Origin of the sequence: Corallococcus sp. AS-1-12, assembly GCF_020036995.1 — a bacterium.
GTDB lineage: Bacteria > Myxococcota > Myxococcia > Myxococcales > Myxococcaceae > Corallococcus.
In genome coordinates, this window is record NZ_JAIQDD010000004.1 from 198,171 (window position 1) to 215,623 (window position 17,453).

Genomic DNA, 17,453 nt, shown 5'->3' on the forward strand with positions numbered 1-17,453 from the left:
TGGAGCGCTGACGGAAGGGGCTACTCGGCCGCGGGCTCCGCGTTCGCGTCCACGGGCGCCGGCGCTTCGCGGTGCACAGGGGGGGAGGCGGCTCCGGCGACGGGCAGCCGGAGGATGAAGCGCGCACCGCCTTCGGCGCGGTTCTCCGCGTCCAGGGTGCCGCCCGCGCGCGCCACGTAGTCGCGGCAGAGCGCCAGGCCCAGGCCGGTGCCCTTGCCGGGCGGCTTCGTGGTGAAGAAGGGCTCGAAGAGGCGCGGCAGCGCGGCCTCGGGGATGCCCGGCCCGTTGTCCTCCACCTCCACCCGCACGCGGCCGTCCTCCATGCGCGCGCGCAGCGTCACGTGCGCGGGCTTGCTGGAGCGGGCGGCCTCCAGCGCGTCCGCGGCGTTGAGCAGCAGGTTCACCAGCACCTGCACCAGGTGGCGGGCCGTGACGCGCGCGGGGGACAGCCCCTGCGCCACGTCGCGCTCCACCACGCCCAGGCTGCGCAGGCGCACCGAGGCCAGCCGCTGGGCCTCGGCCAGCGCCTGCGCGACGTCGCAGGACTCCTGCTCGTCGGGGGCCTCGCGGGAGAACTGGCGGAGGTCGGTGACGATTTGATGGATGCGCAGCACGCCCTGCTGCGTCTCCTCCAGCACGCGCCGCACGTCCTCCAGGTCGTCGGGCGCGCCGTGCGCCCATTCCTCCTGGAGGTAGTGCAGGTTCGACTTCACGTACGCGAGCGGGTTGTTCACCTCGTGGGCCACGCCCGCGGCCAACTGCCCCACCACCACCAGCCGCTCCACGTCCGCGCGCTGGCGCTCCACGCGCGCGCGGCGCGACTCGCTCTCAGCCAACTGGCGCAGGGCCTCCACGCGCTCCAGGTGCGCGCTGCGCTCGGCCGCGCGCAGCTTGCGGAAGGTCTCCGCGCCGTGCGCGGACACCGCGAACACGAAGAGGAGGCTGAAGCACTGGCTGACGAACGCCGTGGACGGCACGTGCGCCAGCCACATCATCAGCACCACCGCCACCAGCGTGCCGCCGATGGCGGACCACACCGGCAGCCGCTGCCCGGGGATGAAGACGGCGACGAAGAGGGGCACCGTGTAGAACGACGGGAACAGCGGGCTCTCCGGGCCCCCGGTGAGCTGGATGCACACGGTGAGCGCCGACAGGCTGACGGTGCCCGCCGCGATGCCGCTGAAGGGCGGGCGCAGCCACCCCGCGCCCACCAGGGTCCCCAGCGCGAGGAACGCCGCGGCCCAGACCCAGTGCACCGCGAGGAAGTCCGCGCGGAAGCCGCCCAGCACCAGCGGGTGCGCCAGCGAGCCCAGCAGGATGAGCAGCGCGCACCACCAATACGTGCGCCGCCGGACCCGCCGGCGGGCCCGGACATCCGCGTTCGCGTCATCCCACGCGCTGGAGGTTGGAGGCGTCACCCCGGACCGGTCCGCCCGGGCGCGTTGCGCGGCGCGAGGTACAGCGTCATGTCGAGTCCTCCCGTGGACGTCGCAGCCGGCGGGACTTCCCCAAACGCACCGCGTCCCGTCCCCGTTTCTTCGCCTGTCCGCCGCCGGAGGGCAAGATGGGGTCAGGACACACCGCGCGGAGCCGGCACCCCCGGCACTCGGCGCCGCTCCACACGGCCTCGAAGAGGGCGGTGGTCCGGTCGATGGTGTCGAAGTCCTCCGTCACGAACCCCAGCTCGAAGTTGCGGACATCATCGCCCTTGGCGCCCAGTCCCGCGCCGGTGAGGTTGGCACTCCCCAGGTAGACCCAGGCGCCGTCCACCACCACCGCCTTGAAGTGGACGCGCGGGCACACCTTCAGTTCCAGCCCGCCCTTCACCAGCCGGGAGCGCGCGTCGAACGCGGCCCGGAACGGCCGGCTGGGCAGCTCCGCGTGCAACAGCCGCAGCGCCACGCCCCGCGCGGCCAGCCCGTCCAGCACCTCCAGGAGCGGCACGAACGCCCCCTTCGAGCGCTCCACGTACATGGCCTTCACGTTGGCGGTGGCCATCCACACCGACTCGCGCGCGTGGGCCAGCTTGCGCAGCACCACCTCCTGGTAGAGCGCGCTCCCCGACAGCAGCTCCGCGTCGATGGGCCTCATCATGTCACCCAGCGTCGCACACGGGATTACACGATTCCATCCCCCTCCCCTGGCGAACGTCCTGCGGTGGAAGGAGCCCCAGACACCGGCTTGACCGATGACCGGCGGTCATTTAACTCCAGGTCATGGCGGGAGCACTGGCCGCGAAGCGGGTCGTGCCGCTGCGGGCGCGGCGGGACGAGGACAAGGAAGCGCGGCGGCGGGAGCTGCTGGACGCGGCGCGCGCGCTGTTCGAGGCCACGTCGTTCGCCGAGGTGAAGATGGCGGACGTCGCGGCGCGCACGGGCCTGGCGAAGGGGACGGTGTTCCTCTACTTCCCGACGAAGGAGGCGCTGTTCCTGGCGCTCCTGGACGACCTGCTCACCGCGTGGTTCGCGAAGCTGAACGGGCGCCTGTCGGAGGGCGGCACGTGGACGGCCCACCAGTTGGCGCGCACGGTGGCCGGGTCGCTGGAGGGCGAGGAGACCTTCACGCGGCTGCTGGCGCTGGCGCAGACCGTGCTGGAGCAGAACGTGACGGTGGCGCAGGCCCAGGCCGTCAAGGAGCGCGTGCTCGTGTCCATGGGGACGACGTCCGCGCTGCTCCAGGCGCGGCTGCCCTTCCTCACACCGGAGACGGCGGGCCAGCTCATCCGCTACGTGCACGCGCTGGTGACGGGCCTGCGGCAGATGGCGGACATCGCGCCCGTGGCGCGCGAGGTGCTGACGCTGCCGCACATGGCGCCGCTGCGCGTGGACTTCACCGCCGAGCTGACGGCGGCCATCACCACCCTTCTTCGCGGGCTCGGGGCCCGCTGACCCTTTGCGCATTTCCTGAAACGGAGCCCTGTCATGCTGGAAGCCGTCGCGTCCCTCCTTCCCCAGGCCTCGGTCGAAGTGGACCGCATCCGCGCGGTGTTCGAGTCGCAGCGCGCGAACCGCTGGAACCTGTCGCGCAGCACTCCAGCGGAGCGCATCGCGAGGCTGCGCAAGCTGCGCGAGGCCATCATCGCGCGGCGCGAGCAGTTGGCGGAGGCCATCCACCAGGACTTCCGCAAGCCGGCGATGGAGGTGGAGCTGACGGAGATCCACCCGACGCTGGAGGAGCTGAACCACACGGTGAAGCACCTGAAGGCGTGGATGAAGCCCAAGCGGGTGGCGACGCCGCTGACGCTCAAGGGCGCGTCCAGCCACGTGCGCTTCGAGGCGAAGGGCGTGGTGGTCATCCTGTCGCCGTGGAACTACCCGTTCCAGTTGCTGGCGGCGCCGCTCATCGCGGCCATCGCCGCGGGCAACGCGGTGATGCTCAAGCCCAGTGAGAAGACGCCGCACACGTCGCGCTTCCTGGCGAAGCTGGTGCGGGACGTGTACCCGGAGAACGAGGTGGCGGTGTTCGAGGGCGGCGCGGAGGTGGCGGAGGCGCTGCTCCAGCACCCGTTCGACCACTTCTTCTTCACGGGCAACCCGAACATCGGCCGCAAGGTGATGGCGGCGGCGACGAAGTTCCTGTCCAGCGTGACGCTGGAGCTGGGCGGCAAGTCGCCGGTCATCATCGATGAGTCCGCGAACCTGAAGGCGGCGGCGGAGGCGCTGGCGTGGGGCAAGTTCGTCAACGCGGGCCAGACGTGCGTGGCGCCGGACTACATCTACGTGCCGGCGTCGAAGCAGCAGGCGTTCCTGGAGGCGTTCAAGGCGGTGCTGACGCGCTTCTACGGCGCGACGGAGGCCGAGCGGCAGGCCAGCCCGGACTTCGCGCGGGTGGTGGACCCGGCGGCGTGGAGGCGGCTCAAGGAGGTGCTCGACCGCACGGTCGCCGCGGGGGCGAAGGTGGAGGCGGGCGGCACGGCGGACGGGCCGTCCCGGTACGTGGCCCCCACCGTGTTGTCCGGGGTGACGACGCAGATGCCCATCATGGAGGCCGAAATCTTCGGGCCGGTGTTGCCGGTGCTGACGTACGAGCGGCGCGAGGAGGTCTACGCGCACATCAACGAAGGCGGGAAGCCGCTGGCGCTGTACGTGTTCTCGCAGGACTCGAAGGTGGTGGAGGAGGTGCTCCAGCACACGACGTCCGGCGGGGTGGTGGTGAACAACGTGCTCATCCACGTGGCGAACCCGAACCTGCCGTTTGGCGGGGTGGGGATGAGCGGGCTGGGGAACTACCACGGGCACTACGGCTTCAAGACGTTCAGCCACGAGCGGGCCGTGATGGTCCAGTGGATGAAGTCGCTGGCCGCGGTGTTCTTCCCGCCGTATCGGGGAAAGACCCAGGAATGGGCTTCCAAGGCGACCCGGATGCTGGAGTAGGTCCCGGGCTGGGAGAGAGGAACCGGCATGCGCGTGGTGTCAGTGGAGGAGGCCCTGGTCCCGGGAGACCTGCAGGCGGTGTTCGACCGCCTCCAGGCGCGCCGCTGGGAGCTGGCGAAGACAGGGCCGAAGGAGCGCCTCGCGCGGCTGGAGAAGCTCAAGGCGCTGCTGCTGGAGCGGCGTGAGGAGCTGGCGGACGCGCTGCACGAGGACTTCCGCAAGCCGCCCGCGGAGGTGGAGGCGACGGAGATATTGCCCGTGCTGCTGGAGCTGGCGCACGTGCAGAAGCACCTGAAGGCGTGGATGAAGCCGCGCAGGGTGGGCGCGCCGCTGCTGCTCACGGGCACGAAGAGCGAGGTGCACCCGGAGCCCAGGGGCGTGGTGCTCATCCTGGCGCCGTGGAACTACCCGTTCCACCTGCTGGTGTCGCCGCTGGTGGCGGCGGTGGCGGCGGGCAACGCCGTGCTGTGCAAGCCGAGCGAGAAGACGCCGGGCACGGCGCGCTTCCTGGCGCAGTTGCTGCGGGACGTGTTTCCGCAGGACGAGGTGGCGCTGGTGGAGGGAGGCGCGGAGGTGGGCGAGGCGCTGCTGCGGCTGCCGTTCGACCACTTCTTCTTCACGGGCGGGCCGCGCGTGGGGCGGAGGGTGATGGAGGCGGCGGCGAGGCACCTGGCGGGGGTGACGCTGGAGCTGGGCGGCAAGTCGCCGGTCATCGTGGACGCGTCAGCGGACGTCGACGCGGCGGCGGAGCGGATTGTCTGGGGCAAGTTCCTGAACGCGGGGCAGACGTGCATCGCGCCGGACCACGTCTGGGTGCACGCGTCGAAGGAGGAGGCGCTGCTGTCCGGGATGAAGTCCGCGCTGGAGCGCTTCTACGGGAAGACGGAGGAGGCGCGGCGGGCGACGCCGGACTTCTGCCGGATGGTGGATGACGGCGCGTACAAGCGCGTGTGCCGGCTGCTGGATGAATCCGTGGCGGGAGGCGCGCGGGTGGTGGCGGGGGGCGGCGTGCACGCGGAGACGCGCTACATCGCGCCGACGGTGCTGGCGGACGTGACGCCGGAGTCCGCGGTGATGGACGAAGAGATTTTCGGGCCGCTGTTGCCGGTGCTGCGCTTCGAGTCCCTGGATGAAGTGGTGGCGCAGGTGCGCGCGGGGGGCAAGCCGCTGGCCCTGTATGTCTTCAGCCACGAAGAGAACACGGTGGAGCGCCTGCTGAAGGAGACGAGCGCGGGCGGCACGGTGGTGAACAACGTGGTGTTGCACAACGTGAACCCGCACCTGCCATTCGGAGGCGTGGGGCAGAGCGGCCTGGGCGCGTACCACGGCGAAGCGGGCTTCAAGGCCTTCAGCCACGAGCGCGCGGTGGTGCGGCAGGGCCGCACGGCCTTCACGAACCTCTTCTTCCCACCCTACCGGGGCAAGGCCCAGCGCCTGGCCCGGCTCGCGAGCAAGCTGTTCGAATAGGATGGGAGGCACAATGAGCTTCGACAACGCACCGCCGCGACCTGGCCGGCTGACGACCGACAAGCGATGGGCCTGGCACTGCATGCTGATGTGGTCAGGTGCATGGTTTTGGATGAGCTCGGCGAGCCCAGCCGCACCGGATGCATCCCTGTTCGCTCGACTCCGCCAGGGCATGACACGAGCCGAAGCGGAAGCGCTCGGACAAGGCGCCACACTGGGCGGATACCCGGCGAAGGTAACCTACGGGTTTTCCTCCAATGAGCAGATTAAGAGCTTCGGGCTCTCGGTCTTTCGCCGAGAAGCGCTCTGCGCAACGGCGTTCAAGGCCGTCCACGATGAGGTAGTTTCTGCATTGGGTTCTCCCACCTCCACCGCTCGTGAGGTTGAAGGAAAGCAGTGCGAGAACTGGACCCTCAGTGACTCAGCGATTCGCATCTGCTGCAGACAAGCCAGCCCGGTGGACGGCGGAACCGGCTGGATGCTCCTGACGGCGATCAAGTCCTTCTCTCCCCATGAGAAGTTCGACATCAGCAATGGAATCCACTGAAAGACAAACGCCCAGAGCGTCTTCACGCCCTGGGCGTCCGTGACATCAGCTCCGCAGGCCCGGGGCTTCCTGGCCCGTGCGCGCGACGTACTCCGTGTAGCCGCCGCCGTACTTGTGGATGCCGTCCGGCGTCAGCTCCAGCACGCGGTTGGACAGCGCTCCCAGGAAGTGCCGGTCGTGGGACACGAACAACATCGTGCCCTCGTAGCGCGACAGCGCCGTGATCAGCATCTCCTTCGTGCCCATGTCCAGGTGGTTCGTGGGCTCGTCCAGCACCAGGAAGTTCGGCGGGTCGTAGAGCATCTGCGCCATCACCAGACGCGCCTTCTCTCCTCCCGACAGCACCCGGCACTTCTTCTCCACCTCGTCGCCGCTGAAGCCGAAGCAGCCCGCCAGCGCCCTCAGCGAACCCTGCCCTGCCCGGGGGAACGCGTCCGACAACTGCTCGAAGACCGTCTTCTCTCCGTCCAGCAGGTCCATGGCGTGCTGCGCGAAGTAGCCCATCTTCACGCTGCCACCCAGCGCCACCGTGCCTTCATCCGGCTGCGTCGTGCCCGTCACCAGCTTCAGCAACGTGGACTTGCCCGCGCCGTTCACGCCCATCACGCACCAGCGCTCCGCGCGGCGCACCAGGAAGTCCAGGCCGTCGTAGATGGTCCGCTTGCCGTAGCCCTTGCACACGTTCTTCAGGTTCACCACGTCGTCACCGGAACGCGGCGGCGGCTGGAACTCGAAGAGCACCGTGGAGCGGCGCTTGGGCGGCTCCACCTTTTCAATCTTCTCCAGCTTCTTCACCCGGCTCTGCACCTGCGCCGCGTGCGACGCGCGGGCCTTGAACCGCTCGATGAACTTGATCTCCTTCGCGAGCATCGCCTGCTGGCGCTCGTACTGCGCCTGCTGCTGCGCCTCGTTCTGCGCGCGCTGCTGCTCGTAGAAGTCGTAGTTGCCCGAGTACGTCGTCAGCGAACCGCCGTCGATTTCGACCACCTTCGTCACGATGCGGTTCATGAACTCGCGATCGTGCGACGTCATCAGCAGCGCGCCCTCGTACCCCTTGAGGAAGCTCTCCAGCCAGATGAGCGATTCGATGTCCAGGTGGTTGGAGGGCTCGTCCAGGAACATGGCGTCCGGGCGCATCAGGAGGATGCGGGCCAGCGCCACGCGCATCTTCCAACCGCCGGACAGCTTGCCCACGTCGCCGTCCATCATCTCCTCGCTGAAGCCCAGGCCCGCGAGGATTTCCCGCGCGCGGCCCTCCAGCGCGTACCCGCCCAGTTCCTCGAAGCGGCCCTGCACGACGCCGTAGCGCTCGACGAGCTTCTCCATGTTGTCCGCCTGGTCCGGGTCCCCCATGGCGGCTTCCAGCTCCTTCATCTCCGCCGCCACGGTGCTCACCGGGCCCGCGCCGTCCATGACCTCGGACACCGCGCTGCGGCCGTTCATCTCACCGACGTCCTGGCTGAAGTAGCCAATGGTGACGCCCCGGTCGATGGAGACCTGTCCCTCATCCGGGTACTCCTGGCCGGTCATCATCCGGAACAGCGTCGTCTTGCCCGCGCCGTTCGGGCCCACCAGGCCCACCTTTTCGCCCTTGTGGAGCGCGGCCGACGCCTCCACGAAGAGGAGCTGCTGACCGTGCTGCTTGCCGATGTTGTCGAGACGGATCATGTGCGTACCGAAAAGGCCCGGGGAATCAGGCGGCGCGCCCTTATGCCACGAGCCGCCCGCCGGAGGGATGCTTCCGAACCCCCAACGGCCCCAGGTCCTTCCACGCAACCGGGCAGGCAGGCCCCCGCCCGGGATTCCGCCCGGCTTGAAACGTGAGGCTCAGGCGTCCCGGTGCACCGTGCCCGGGGAGAACGCCGGGGTGCAGATGGCCACGTACTCCGCGCCTTCCTCGTCGGGGGTGCTGTAGCGGACCCACTCGCCGGGCTCGCACACCACCGCCTGGCCGGCGTGGACGTCCATCACCCCGCCCTTGTGCTCCACCCGCAGCGTGCCCGCGAGCACCATGGTGATCTCCCGGAACTCGGGCGTCTGGCCGGGCTCCTCCCACCCGCCGGGGCTGCGCATGTGGGCCACGCTGATGTTGGACGTCTTGGAGTTCACCCGGCCCACGTACTCGTCGATGAGCTTCGGCTTGTTGCCCACGGCCGTCACACGGATGGGCTTCGGGATGAGCGTGGGCATGCGCATGCTCCAGGTCGTGATGGAGGGAAAAGCAGCAATCCCTACCCTATCAGCGCGTGACGTAGAGTGCAGCCGTGCTGACCGTCGACCCCCATCCCCTCCTCGACCTCGTCGCCTTCACCTCCACCTTCCCCGCTCCCCTGGGGGACCTGCCCGCGCCCGACTGGCTGCAGGCCCTGCTGAAGCCCGGCGCCGCCGCGCCCCTCCAGAGTGACGACGCCGTCCGGGGCGCCGTGCGCGACCTGCTCCGCCACGGCGGCTACAAGCCCACGGGCCGGGGCAAGCCCGCGTCCGAGTACCTGGTGCGGGCCTCCGGCGACGGCACCCTGGGCACCATCAACGCCGCGGTGGACGCGTGCAACGCCGTGTCGCTGCACAGCGGCCTGCCCATCAGCGTGGTGGATCTGGACAAGGCCCAGGCCCCGTTCCGCGTCTCCACCGCCATCCAGGGCGACCGCTACGTCTTCAACGCCTCCGGGCAGACCATCGACCTGGAGGGCCTGCTGTGCCTCTTCGACGCGCAGGGCCCGTGCGCCAACGCGGTGAAGGACGCGCAGCGCACCAAGACGGACGGCACCACGCGCCGCACCCTCACGCTGCTGTGGGGCACGAAGGAGTTGAAGGGCCACGCCGAGCGCGCCTTCACCTGGTACCGCGAGCTGCTGGAGCGCCTGGGCGCCACCGTCGAGCCCGTGCGCTGAAGCAAGCAGAGGATTGTCCGCCGCGCTCAGGTCTGCTCGGAGGTCGCGGCAGGACGGGGACGTGCGTCCTCGGAGAGATCTTTCTCCTTCTCGGCTGAGGTGAGGATTCTCAGCGCGCCTTCGACCAAGTACCTCACCTGCAGGAAGAGCGAAGGAGGGCAAGAGCCCTCTTTGACCTCGGCATGTCCCAGACGAACGCTGCGCAGATTCGTGGCGTAGAAGAACGTGTCCTTGGAAAGCCTCAAGGCCTTGCCTGCGGCAGAACTGCTCTGCACCTCAATGCCAGCCAATTCATAGCGCTTGGTCCCGGTGCCACACAGAACGACCACACGCTCCTCGTCAGGAAAAATCTGGACGACAATGGCGGGATGGGGCTTGCCACCCACATCCACCATCACCACTCCACGGTTGCGCAATTGAGGCTTAGGAGGAGGAGGGAAATACCGGCTCACCCGAGCGCTCCGCGGCCATGTTGAATCGCGCATAGGCCGACTGAACGGCCTTCGAATGCTGTTCGAGCCCCGTCAGGTCGAGCCGCTCATCCATCGGCAGGAGATCAACCGGAACCTCGGCGCCGGACATGGCTGCTGTGAGCGCCAGCCACTGCTTGCTTGAGCTGGCCAGCAATTCAGAAATAGCGAGCTTGAGCCAGGGCTCGGCCGCCCCCTGTTTGAACAACAGAGCCACCAACGCCAAGAAGAGGGCGTTGAGCCTCATTGATGCGAGCAGGGCCTCCGCTACTGGGATTGGAACATCTGGCGCGCTGATGAACGCAAGCGGATCTCCATCCCCGTTCAAATCAACGAACGTCTCTACAGCAGGAGGCGCCTCGGCGTCCGGAGGCATGGTTTCCATCAGGTGCACCAGGCATCTGAAGGTTTCCGAGAGGTTCCGATGAAGGTCGCGCAGAAAAGGAGTCGATGCAGGGCCCAAGGCCTGCACCATCGCGTCTGGGATCTCATCCTCCGCCACTATTTCTTCGAACTCACCCACCAGTTCAGGAAGCCCTCCAAAGGCGTCGCCTCCCCTGATGTTTTGCTGTGCCACGTAAAACCGGGGGTCTCCAACCACTGCATCGATCCGGGTGATCAGGTCATCCCGGTCTTCAGCTTCGAGGACATAGGCACCGAAGGTGCCCCCAAGTTCACGCATCTGCTCGATGAACGCCCGCTCCTGAGCGGTCATCCGCTCCCGCGTCACGAGAGCAATGACCCGCTCCACGAGCGCCAGAAGCCCGGGCCCACTGGGCAGAGATAAAGCGGAAGGGAGTGCTGCGGAAGTCGACATGGGCGAGAGCAATATAACGTCAGAAACGACAACCAGCACCCTCTACGACCGGGATGTGGTCAAGCGTAAGCAGGCGGCCATTCTGCACTCCCCTGCTGACATTCAGCAACCAGGTCACTTTCCCGCGCGCACACCCACCCCAGGCCTCAGCGCCAACCCGTCCAGGACGTGCTGCACGACGTCCTCCGGCGGCGGCGTCACGTCCACGGTGAACGCGTCGCCGGGCGCCTCCAGCGTCTCCAACTGGCTCTGGAGCAGCGACGCCGGCATGAAGTGGCCCTCGCGCCGCTGGAGCCGCTCGCGGATGACGGACGCGGGCGCGTGCAGGTACACCCAGCGCTCGCGCGTCGCATCCACGGTGAGCCTGGCGCGGTAGAGGGCCTTGAGGCCGGAGAAGGCCAGCACCAGGTCCTCGTCCGCCTCCAGCGCCTTCTCCATCCTCGCGCGCAACAGCTCCAGCCAGGGCTGCCGGTCCACGTCCGTCAGCGCCGTGCCCGCGGCCATCTTCCGGCGGTTCTCCACCGAGTGCAGGTCGTCCGCGTCCACGAACGTCCACCCCAGCCGGTCCGCGAGCGCCCGGCCCACCGTGGACTTCCCGGTGCCTGACACCCCCATGACGATGACCACCATGCCGTTGCCGCCTCCCTCGGGTCTCGCGCGCTCCCTCATGCTGCGGCCTTCCCGCTCCGCGTGCCACGCGAGATGCACGGCCGGTGACACACCGGAGGTGAGCGTCCGCTGTCCAACGCCATCACCCCCGCGTCCCAGATGACTTCCACTTCACGACGGAGGAACCATTACCCTCCCACGCCATCATGACTTCCGTGGGAGCAACCCCCGGCCGGACACCTGCCCGGCTCCTCCTGTGCAGCGGCCTGCTCGCGCTGGTGTCCCTCGCCGCCTGCCGGGACCCCGCCGCCGCCGCGGGCACCGCGCTCTTCGTCACCGCCGAGTTCGAGCCCTCCCTCAACCTCACCCGGCTGCGCGTCGCCGCCACCGCGGACGGCGCCTCCGTGCCCACGACCCTGCTGCCCGAGGACTCCAGCCGCGCGCTCGTGAACGGCGAGACGTTCCGCGTCCTCCTGGACGGCGCGGCCCACGGCACCCGGGCCACCGTCCGCGTGGACGGCCTGCGCGACGACGCCATGGTCGCCACCGGCGAGGCCACCGCCACCGTGCGCGACGGCTACGAGGTGGAGGTCACCGTGCGGCTGACCGCCTCCCACGGCGGCACCTTCTGCGTGGACTGCCCGGACGGCTGCTGCCGCGACGGCGTGTGCACCTCCCGCACCGCGCGCACCTGCGGCGTGGGCGGCGTCGCGTGCGAGGCCTGCGACACGGCCCGGGCCGACACCTGCACCGACCGCGGCGCCTGCGGCTGCGGCACCGGCCCCGCCTGCGGCACCAACGCCAACCGCTGCGACGCAGGCCGGTGCTACTGCGACAGCGGCAACGCCTGCGGCCCGGGACTGGCGTGCATCGGCGGCGCGTGCCGCTGTGACCCGTCCACCTGCAATGGCTGCTGCGCTGGCAACAGTTGCATCTCCGCGCCCAACAAGGGCCAGTGCGGCAAGGGCGGCGAGGCCTGCAAGAAGTGCGAGAAGCGGTGCAACCCGGACGGCTCCTGCGACTGAAGGGCGCGCGCTAGCGCACGGTGAACGGGCGCGAGCTCCCCGAGTACGGGTGGATGCGCCCGTCCCAGCCGGACTTCCAGTTCCCCTCGTGCACCAGCCGGTACGTGCCCGGCGGCGTGTCCCGGGGAATGGGCCACGTGATGCGCACCTGCGAGCACGCGAGCGTGGGCACGCAGTACTCGCGCTGCCAGTGGTACAGCGCGACGCCGTCCCCGTCGTTCGCCACGTCCCGCCACGTGCCGTCCAGCTCCCGCCGCTGCACGCGCAGGAAGGTGCCGCCCGTCTTCAGGTCGTTGCGTGGATGGCCGCCCCAGAAGGTGACGCTCGCCGTGTCGCCGCGCGCGTAGGACGCCTTCGCCTCCTCCGCGACGGCGCCGAAGTCCACCCAGAGCAACTTGTCGTCGAACACCACGCCGGGCTGCAGCCCCACCACCGCCTTGCGCAGGTCGCGCGGCGTGGGGCCGGGCGCCACGGCCACCCCTTCGCGCAAGGAGGCCGCGAGCCCCGCGAAGGACTGCTGCAGCGCCGCCAGCGTCCACGGGCCGAAGTGCGTGGACGCGCCCTCGTAGTCCTGGCGCGCGTACTCCTCGCGGGTGGCCACGTAGCCCGAGTAGGCGTTGGCCGGCCCCGCGATGACCACGTCCGTCACGCCCAGGCCCTGGAGCTGCGCGCGCACCGTGTCGCGCAGCCGGCGGCCCGCCATGGTGGTCATCTCGAAGGGCACCGCCACCAGCGCCAGCGGCCCCACCGTCACCACCTGCAGGGGCAGCACCTCCGGGGACCACGGGTAGGGCTTCATGGTGCCCATCTCCAGGACGATGGGCTTCTCCCCCTGGCAGGGCGTGGTGACGGCGGAGCAGGAGAACTGGCTCCACAGGTCGTGCACGTTCTCGCACGTGGCCCCTTCCGCGCCGAAGCCCGGCCCGTCCTCCGCGCCCGCCAGCATGGACAGGCCGATGGCCGCGGGGCAGGTGCGGTGCTCGCCGCCGTCCGCGAACGCGGGCGCGACGTCCACCGCGTCCATCTTCACGTAGGTGTGCCGGTAGTCCACCCCGCCCATCACCGGCATCGCGGCGTGGGACCACAGGTGCGCGGCGAAGTCGTACTGCTTCTTCGCGGAGATGGCGGCGTCCTCGAAGTCGTTCGCGCCGCCGCCGTTGGTGCCTCCCAGGATGTTGGGCGTGACGTCGCCCTCGTTCGAGTTCGCGAACGCCGCGACGAAGGTGTCCGGCCCTCCGGGCGTCCGTCCGCCCTGCTCCACCTCGAACGCGTGCGCCGCCAGCCCCTTGTTGTCGCCGGTGATGAGGTGGTTGGTGTTGCCGAAGGACGTGGCGTGCACGGCGAACCAGTTGACGAGCCCCAGCTCGCGCCCGTCCGCCCCCGTCATCCGGAGCAGCGTCATGCGCGTGTCCACGTTGCCGGGGTAGCGGACGCGCTCGGACTCGGGGTTGCGCAGGTAGGCCTCCGGCGAGCGGTTGGCGCTGGCGCCGTGCAGGTCGCCCGAGGACAGCCGCAGCGACCCCTCCGCCAGGCGCGCGTTGGCGCGGAGGATGGAGTCCGTGATGCCGGAGACGATGGCCTCGAAGTTCTGGGGCACGAAGCCGAAGGTGGTCAGGTTGTAGAACGTGTAGTGGCTGAAGCCGCCCGGCCCGGAGTGCGTGTGCGTGGCGCTGAGCAGCACGTTGTCGTCGGAGAAGGTGTCGCCCAGCTTCGAGCGCAGCCGCTCCACCACCTGCTGCTTCACCGCCTGGAACACCATGCCCAGGTCCGCGCTGACGAAGGCCACGCGGCGGCCGTTGCACGGCGAGGCGATGACGAACGCCCGCGAGTACAGCCGCTGGTGGATGCCCTCCGTCTTCTGGCCCACCTGCCCGTAGCCCATCATCCCCACCTCCGCCGCGGGGCCGGTGATGTCCGAGCGCGCCGCGCCGATGAGGAAGTTCGCGGAGCCCGCGCACGCGTCCGCCCGCGCCGCTCCCTCCTGCGCGTCCGCCGTGGACAGCCGGGGGGCGGCGCCCGGGCCCAGCGTCAGCACGCAGCCCAGCAGCAACCCGAGCACGGGAGCGAGGCGGGCGTTCAGCGTGCGCATGGCATCCTCCACGGCCTTCCGGAAGGGAAGGCCCCCTGCGGCGGCGGGGCCCCAGCGTGCCGCCGCCGCCCCCTGGAGGGCAGCGCACGCGAGGGCGGGCCGTCCGACGCTCCACACTCGAACACGGGAGCGCGGCGGATTCAGTCCATTTCGCGGCAGCGGACGGGCGGCCCGCTCCTCCGCACGGACGCGCGAACGCCCAGCCGCTCAGACCTCGAGTGCGGGCCGCGCGGCGACGTGCAGGGTGACGCGGAAGGTGGCGCCGTGGCCCGGCGTGGACTCCGCGGCGATGGTGCCGCCCAGCGCGCGCACGATGGTGTCGCAGATGGACAGGCCCAGGCCGGTGCCCTGGCCCGGCGCCTTGGTGGTGAAGAAGGGGTCGAAGATGCGGCGCAGCAGCTCCGGCGCGATGCCCCGGCCCGTGTCGCGCACCTCCACCAGCACCCGGCCGTCGTCGTCCACGCGGGTGATGAGCCGGATCTCGTGCTCGTCCGTGAAGCCCTCTGGAATCGCGTGCGCGGCGTTGATGACCAGGTTGAGGAAGACCTGGAACAGCTTGCCCTCGTTGGCGCGCACCGTCGGCACGGCGCCGTACTGCTTCACCAGCCGGGCGCGCGGCCGGATTTCACTGGCCGCCATCTGCGCGACGGAGTCCAGCACGCGGTGCAGGTCCACCGCCTCCTCGTGCGCGTCGTCCACGCGGGAGAAGACCTTGAGCTGGCGGACGATCTGCCGCATCCGCTCGGAGCCCTCGCGCGCGTCGTCCAGCACCTGCTGGTACTCCAGCAGCTCCTCGGCGGCCAGGGGCCGGGGCATGGGGCCCAGCGCGCGGTGCAGGAACTCCAGGTTGGAGAGCACGTAGGACAGCGGGTTGTTCAGCTCGTGCGCGATGCCCGCGGCCAGCATGCCCATGGACGCCAGCCGGTCCCCCAGCATGAGCTGCGCCTGCATGTGCTTGCGCTCGGTGAAGTCGCGCGCCACCGTCACGCGCGCGGGCACCCCGTCGAAGAGCACGCCCAGCGTCACCAGGTCCGCGCTCACCACCTGCCCGTCGCGGCGCACCAGCGGCACCTCGTGCGAGCGGGCCGCCAGCGCCCCGTCCTGCGCCTCCTCCAGGTGGCGGCGCGCGACCTCCTGGTCCTCGCGCCGCACCAGGCCCAGCAGGTGCCGGCCCAGCAGCTCCGCCGGGTCCTGGTAGCCCAGGTAGTTGGCCATGGCCGGGTTCACCGACAGGAGCATGCCGTCCGTGGTGTGCACCACCACCGGGTCCGGGAACCCTTCGATGAGCAGGTGGAAGCCGGCCTCCGTGCGGCGCAGCGCCGTCTCCGTGCGCACGCGCAGCGCGTTGGTGGTGTGCTGCTCCAGCGCCAGCGACAGCGCGCCCGCCGCGCCGGACAACAGCTTCACCTCCACGTGCGACCAGGGCCGCGCGTCGTCGCAGTTGTCGAAGCCGATGAAGCCGAACGGCTCGCCGTGCACCAGCAGGGGCAGCACCAGCAGCGACCGGATGCCCTGCGCCAGGAGCACCGGCGCGTTGTCCGCGCCGAAGTCCTCCGGCGAGCCCTGCACGGCCTCGCCCCGGTGGAGCTGCTCCAACTGGGGCAGCGTGAAGGCCTGATCAATGGGCCACGCCTGCGTGTCCGGGTTGTCCAGCTCGCGCGAGATGCCGGGCGCGCACCACTCCGCGCGCTGGGACTGGAGCATCCGGCCAGAGGCGTCGCGGTGGAACTCGAAGACGTAGGCGCGGCTGGCGCCCGCGACGCGGCCCAGCGGCTCCAGGATGGAGCTGTACAGGTCCCCGGCGGACTCCGGCGTGAGCAGCCGCCGCTGCACCTCCACCATCGCGCCCAGGTAGCGCTCGCGCGTGGCGGCGGCCTCCTCCGCCAGGCGGCGCGGGGTGACCTCCACCAGCGTGCCCAGCACGCCGCCCAGGTGCTCCGGGTCCCCCGTCGCGGACAGCTCCACCCAGCGCGGCTGCGCGCCGCCCGTCAGCCGCAGCTCCAGCCGCGAGGGCACGTCCGTGCGCGACAGCGCCGTGCGCAGCAGCACCCGCGCCTGGTCCCGGTCCTCCGGGTGGAACAGCTCCACCAGCGAGCGGCCCAGCCACGCGTGCACGGGCGCGCCGACCAGGCGCTCCCAGGCGGGGGTCGCCAGGACGAGCCGGCCCGCGGCGTCCAGTTCGAAGAGCGCCTCGCGAAGCAGCGACCCGGCGCGCTGGAAACGACGCGTGTCCACGAGGTCGCTCGCCCCGGATGACTGCCCCAGAGCAGCGGCGCTCCCCGTTTCGCGTTGCTCCTGCGCCACCGCGGCCTCCTTCATCACGGATGAGACGGAATGAAACCTGGATTGGAGGGAAACCCACCCGGTGCATCCAGGCCCGAGCCCTCTCTCCGTCTCACCGCGGCCCGAAGCATAGGGCGCTCGAATGTTTCAAAGTCAATGGACCCACCCGGGACTCATGGGTTTCCCTCGGAGTCTGGGGGCTCCCAGCCCCCGGGAATTCCGGAACGTGGGCGTTGACGGCGATCCCCGAGCAGGCGTGCAGGCACGCCTCCGACGATGGCCCACGGGGGCACGTCGCGGGTGACGACGGCGCCCATGCCAATCACCGCGTGGTCGCCCACGGTGACGCCGTCGGTGATGCCCGCGTTGGCGCCCACCCAGACGTCCTCGCCGATCACGATGCCCTTCGAGGTGACGGGCTGTTCGCGCACGGGGCGGTCCGGCGCGAGCCCGTGGTCGAAGGCGTAGAGCGTGGCGCCGGTGGCGATGCGGCTGCCCTCGCCGATGCGGATGCCGCACGCGCCGCCGTCCAGGCTGACGCGCGCGTTGAGGCTGACGCGCGGCCCCAGCTCCACGGGCCCGTGCACGAAGGCGTCCGCGCCGATGCTGCACCCCGGCCCGATGCGCACGGTGCGGCCGGGCTCCGCGAAGATGCGCGCCTCCGGGGCGATGAAACATCCTTCGGCGATTTCAACGGTCTCCAGCGCGCGCAGGCGGTCCTGCACCTCGCGCTGCCAGGCCTCCGCCCACTCGCGGTGGCGCGGCTTGAGGCTGAAGTACAGCCACGGCATCCATGACAGCCGCAGCTTGTGTTGTTCACGGCGTCGCGCGTCCAGGTCCACGCGCCCTGACTACCACGGGCCCGGCGTCCGCCGGGCGCCG

16 protein-coding genes are annotated in these 17,453 nt (G+C 70.3%); 6 read left to right on the forward strand and 10 right to left on the reverse strand.

All coding sequences use genetic code 11. The features are described 5' to 3' along the window. Positions 1–20: 20 nt before the first annotated feature. Positions 21–1,418, reverse strand: a complete 1,398-nt coding sequence (locus K8556_RS08100; RefSeq protein WP_223739448.1) for a HAMP domain-containing sensor histidine kinase — start codon at positions 1,416–1,418, stop codon at positions 21–23. Between the two features lie 46 nt (positions 1,419–1,464). Next, a complete protein-coding gene (locus tag K8556_RS08105; protein WP_043322562.1) occupies positions 1,465–2,091 on the reverse strand; it encodes a phospholipase D-like domain-containing protein in 627 nt (208 codons plus the stop codon). A 125-nt stretch (positions 2,092–2,216) separates the two neighbouring features. On the opposite strand from K8556_RS08105, the gene K8556_RS08110 reads away from it, so the two are divergent. The 4 genes from K8556_RS08110 to K8556_RS08125 are packed head-to-tail and all read left to right on the forward strand — an operon-like array spanning position 2,217 to position 6,387. Then, positions 2,217–2,888, forward strand: a complete 672-nt coding sequence (locus K8556_RS08110; RefSeq protein ID WP_223739449.1) for a TetR/AcrR family transcriptional regulator — start codon at positions 2,217–2,219, stop codon at positions 2,886–2,888. Positions 2,889–2,921: 33 nt separating this feature from the next. Then, positions 2,922–4,373 (forward strand): aldehyde dehydrogenase family protein, encoded by a 1,452-nt coding sequence (locus tag K8556_RS08115; protein ID WP_223739450.1) that lies wholly within the window; start codon positions 2,922–2,924, stop codon positions 4,371–4,373. A 27-nt stretch (positions 4,374–4,400) separates the two neighbouring features. Beyond that, positions 4,401–5,840 carry an aldehyde dehydrogenase family protein gene (locus tag K8556_RS08120; protein WP_223739451.1) on the forward strand — a complete coding sequence of 480 codons (1,440 nt, stop codon included), beginning with the start codon at positions 4,401–4,403 and terminating at the stop codon, positions 5,838–5,840. 13 nt (positions 5,841–5,853) lie between these two features. Continuing rightward, a complete protein-coding gene (locus tag K8556_RS08125) occupies positions 5,854–6,387 on the forward strand; it encodes a hypothetical protein (protein ID WP_223739452.1) in 534 nt (177 codons plus the stop codon). 45 nt (positions 6,388–6,432) lie between these two features. On the opposite strand, the gene K8556_RS08130 is transcribed toward K8556_RS08125, so the two are convergent. Both K8556_RS08130 and K8556_RS08135 read right to left on the reverse strand, forming a co-directional pair. Beyond that, positions 6,433–8,055, reverse strand: coding sequence for an ABC-F family ATP-binding cassette domain-containing protein (locus K8556_RS08130; protein WP_223739453.1), 1,623 nt, complete (start codon positions 8,053–8,055; stop codon positions 6,433–6,435). A 159-nt stretch (positions 8,056–8,214) separates the two neighbouring features. Continuing rightward, positions 8,215–8,577, reverse strand: coding sequence for a cupin domain-containing protein (locus K8556_RS08135; protein ID WP_223739454.1), 363 nt, complete (start codon positions 8,575–8,577; stop codon positions 8,215–8,217). Between the two features lie 74 nt (positions 8,578–8,651). Here K8556_RS08135 and K8556_RS08140 point away from each other — a divergent pair, with 74 nt between their 5' ends. Then, entirely contained in the window at positions 8,652–9,278 is a 627-nt protein-coding gene (locus tag K8556_RS08140; protein WP_223739455.1) for a phenylalanine--tRNA ligase beta subunit-related protein, read from the forward strand. A 26-nt stretch (positions 9,279–9,304) separates the two neighbouring features. On the opposite strand, the gene K8556_RS08145 is transcribed toward K8556_RS08140, so the two are convergent. From K8556_RS08145 to K8556_RS08155, 3 genes are all read right to left on the reverse strand, one after another. Next, complete coding sequence (locus tag K8556_RS08145) at positions 9,305–9,673, reverse strand: hypothetical protein (RefSeq protein ID WP_223739456.1); 369 nt, start codon at positions 9,671–9,673, stop codon at positions 9,305–9,307. A gap of 28 nt (positions 9,674–9,701) precedes the next feature. Beyond that, on the reverse strand, positions 9,702–10,565 hold the full coding sequence (locus K8556_RS08150) for a hypothetical protein (RefSeq protein WP_223739457.1): 864 nt from the start codon (positions 10,563–10,565) through the stop codon (positions 9,702–9,704). A gap of 114 nt (positions 10,566–10,679) precedes the next feature. Then, positions 10,680–11,195: a gluconokinase gene (locus K8556_RS08155; protein ID WP_223739739.1), complete on the reverse strand. Its 516-nt coding sequence runs from the start codon at positions 11,193–11,195 to the stop codon at positions 10,680–10,682. 194 nt (positions 11,196–11,389) lie between these two features. Here K8556_RS08155 and K8556_RS08160 point away from each other — a divergent pair, with 194 nt between their 5' ends. Beyond that, positions 11,390–12,199 (forward strand): hypothetical protein, encoded by an 810-nt coding sequence (locus K8556_RS08160; protein WP_223739458.1) that lies wholly within the window; start codon positions 11,390–11,392, stop codon positions 12,197–12,199. A gap of 10 nt (positions 12,200–12,209) precedes the next feature. Here K8556_RS08160 and K8556_RS08165 read toward each other — a convergent pair whose 3' ends face one another. The 3 genes from K8556_RS08165 to K8556_RS08175 all read right to left on the reverse strand — a co-directional run bounded on the left by K8556_RS08165 (position 12,210) and on the right by K8556_RS08175 (position 17,413). Beyond that, positions 12,210–14,288: a neutral/alkaline ceramidase gene (locus K8556_RS08165; RefSeq protein ID WP_223739459.1), complete on the reverse strand. Its 2,079-nt coding sequence runs from the start codon at positions 14,286–14,288 to the stop codon at positions 12,210–12,212. A gap of 207 nt (positions 14,289–14,495) precedes the next feature. After that, positions 14,496–16,523, reverse strand: a complete 2,028-nt coding sequence (locus K8556_RS08170; RefSeq protein WP_223739460.1) for an ATP-binding protein — start codon at positions 16,521–16,523, stop codon at positions 14,496–14,498. Between the two features lie 221 nt (positions 16,524–16,744). Continuing rightward, positions 16,745–17,413 carry an acyltransferase gene (locus K8556_RS08175; RefSeq protein WP_223739461.1) on the reverse strand — a complete coding sequence of 223 codons (669 nt, stop codon included), beginning with the start codon at positions 17,411–17,413 and terminating at the stop codon, positions 16,745–16,747. Positions 17,414–17,453 lie beyond the last annotated feature (40 nt).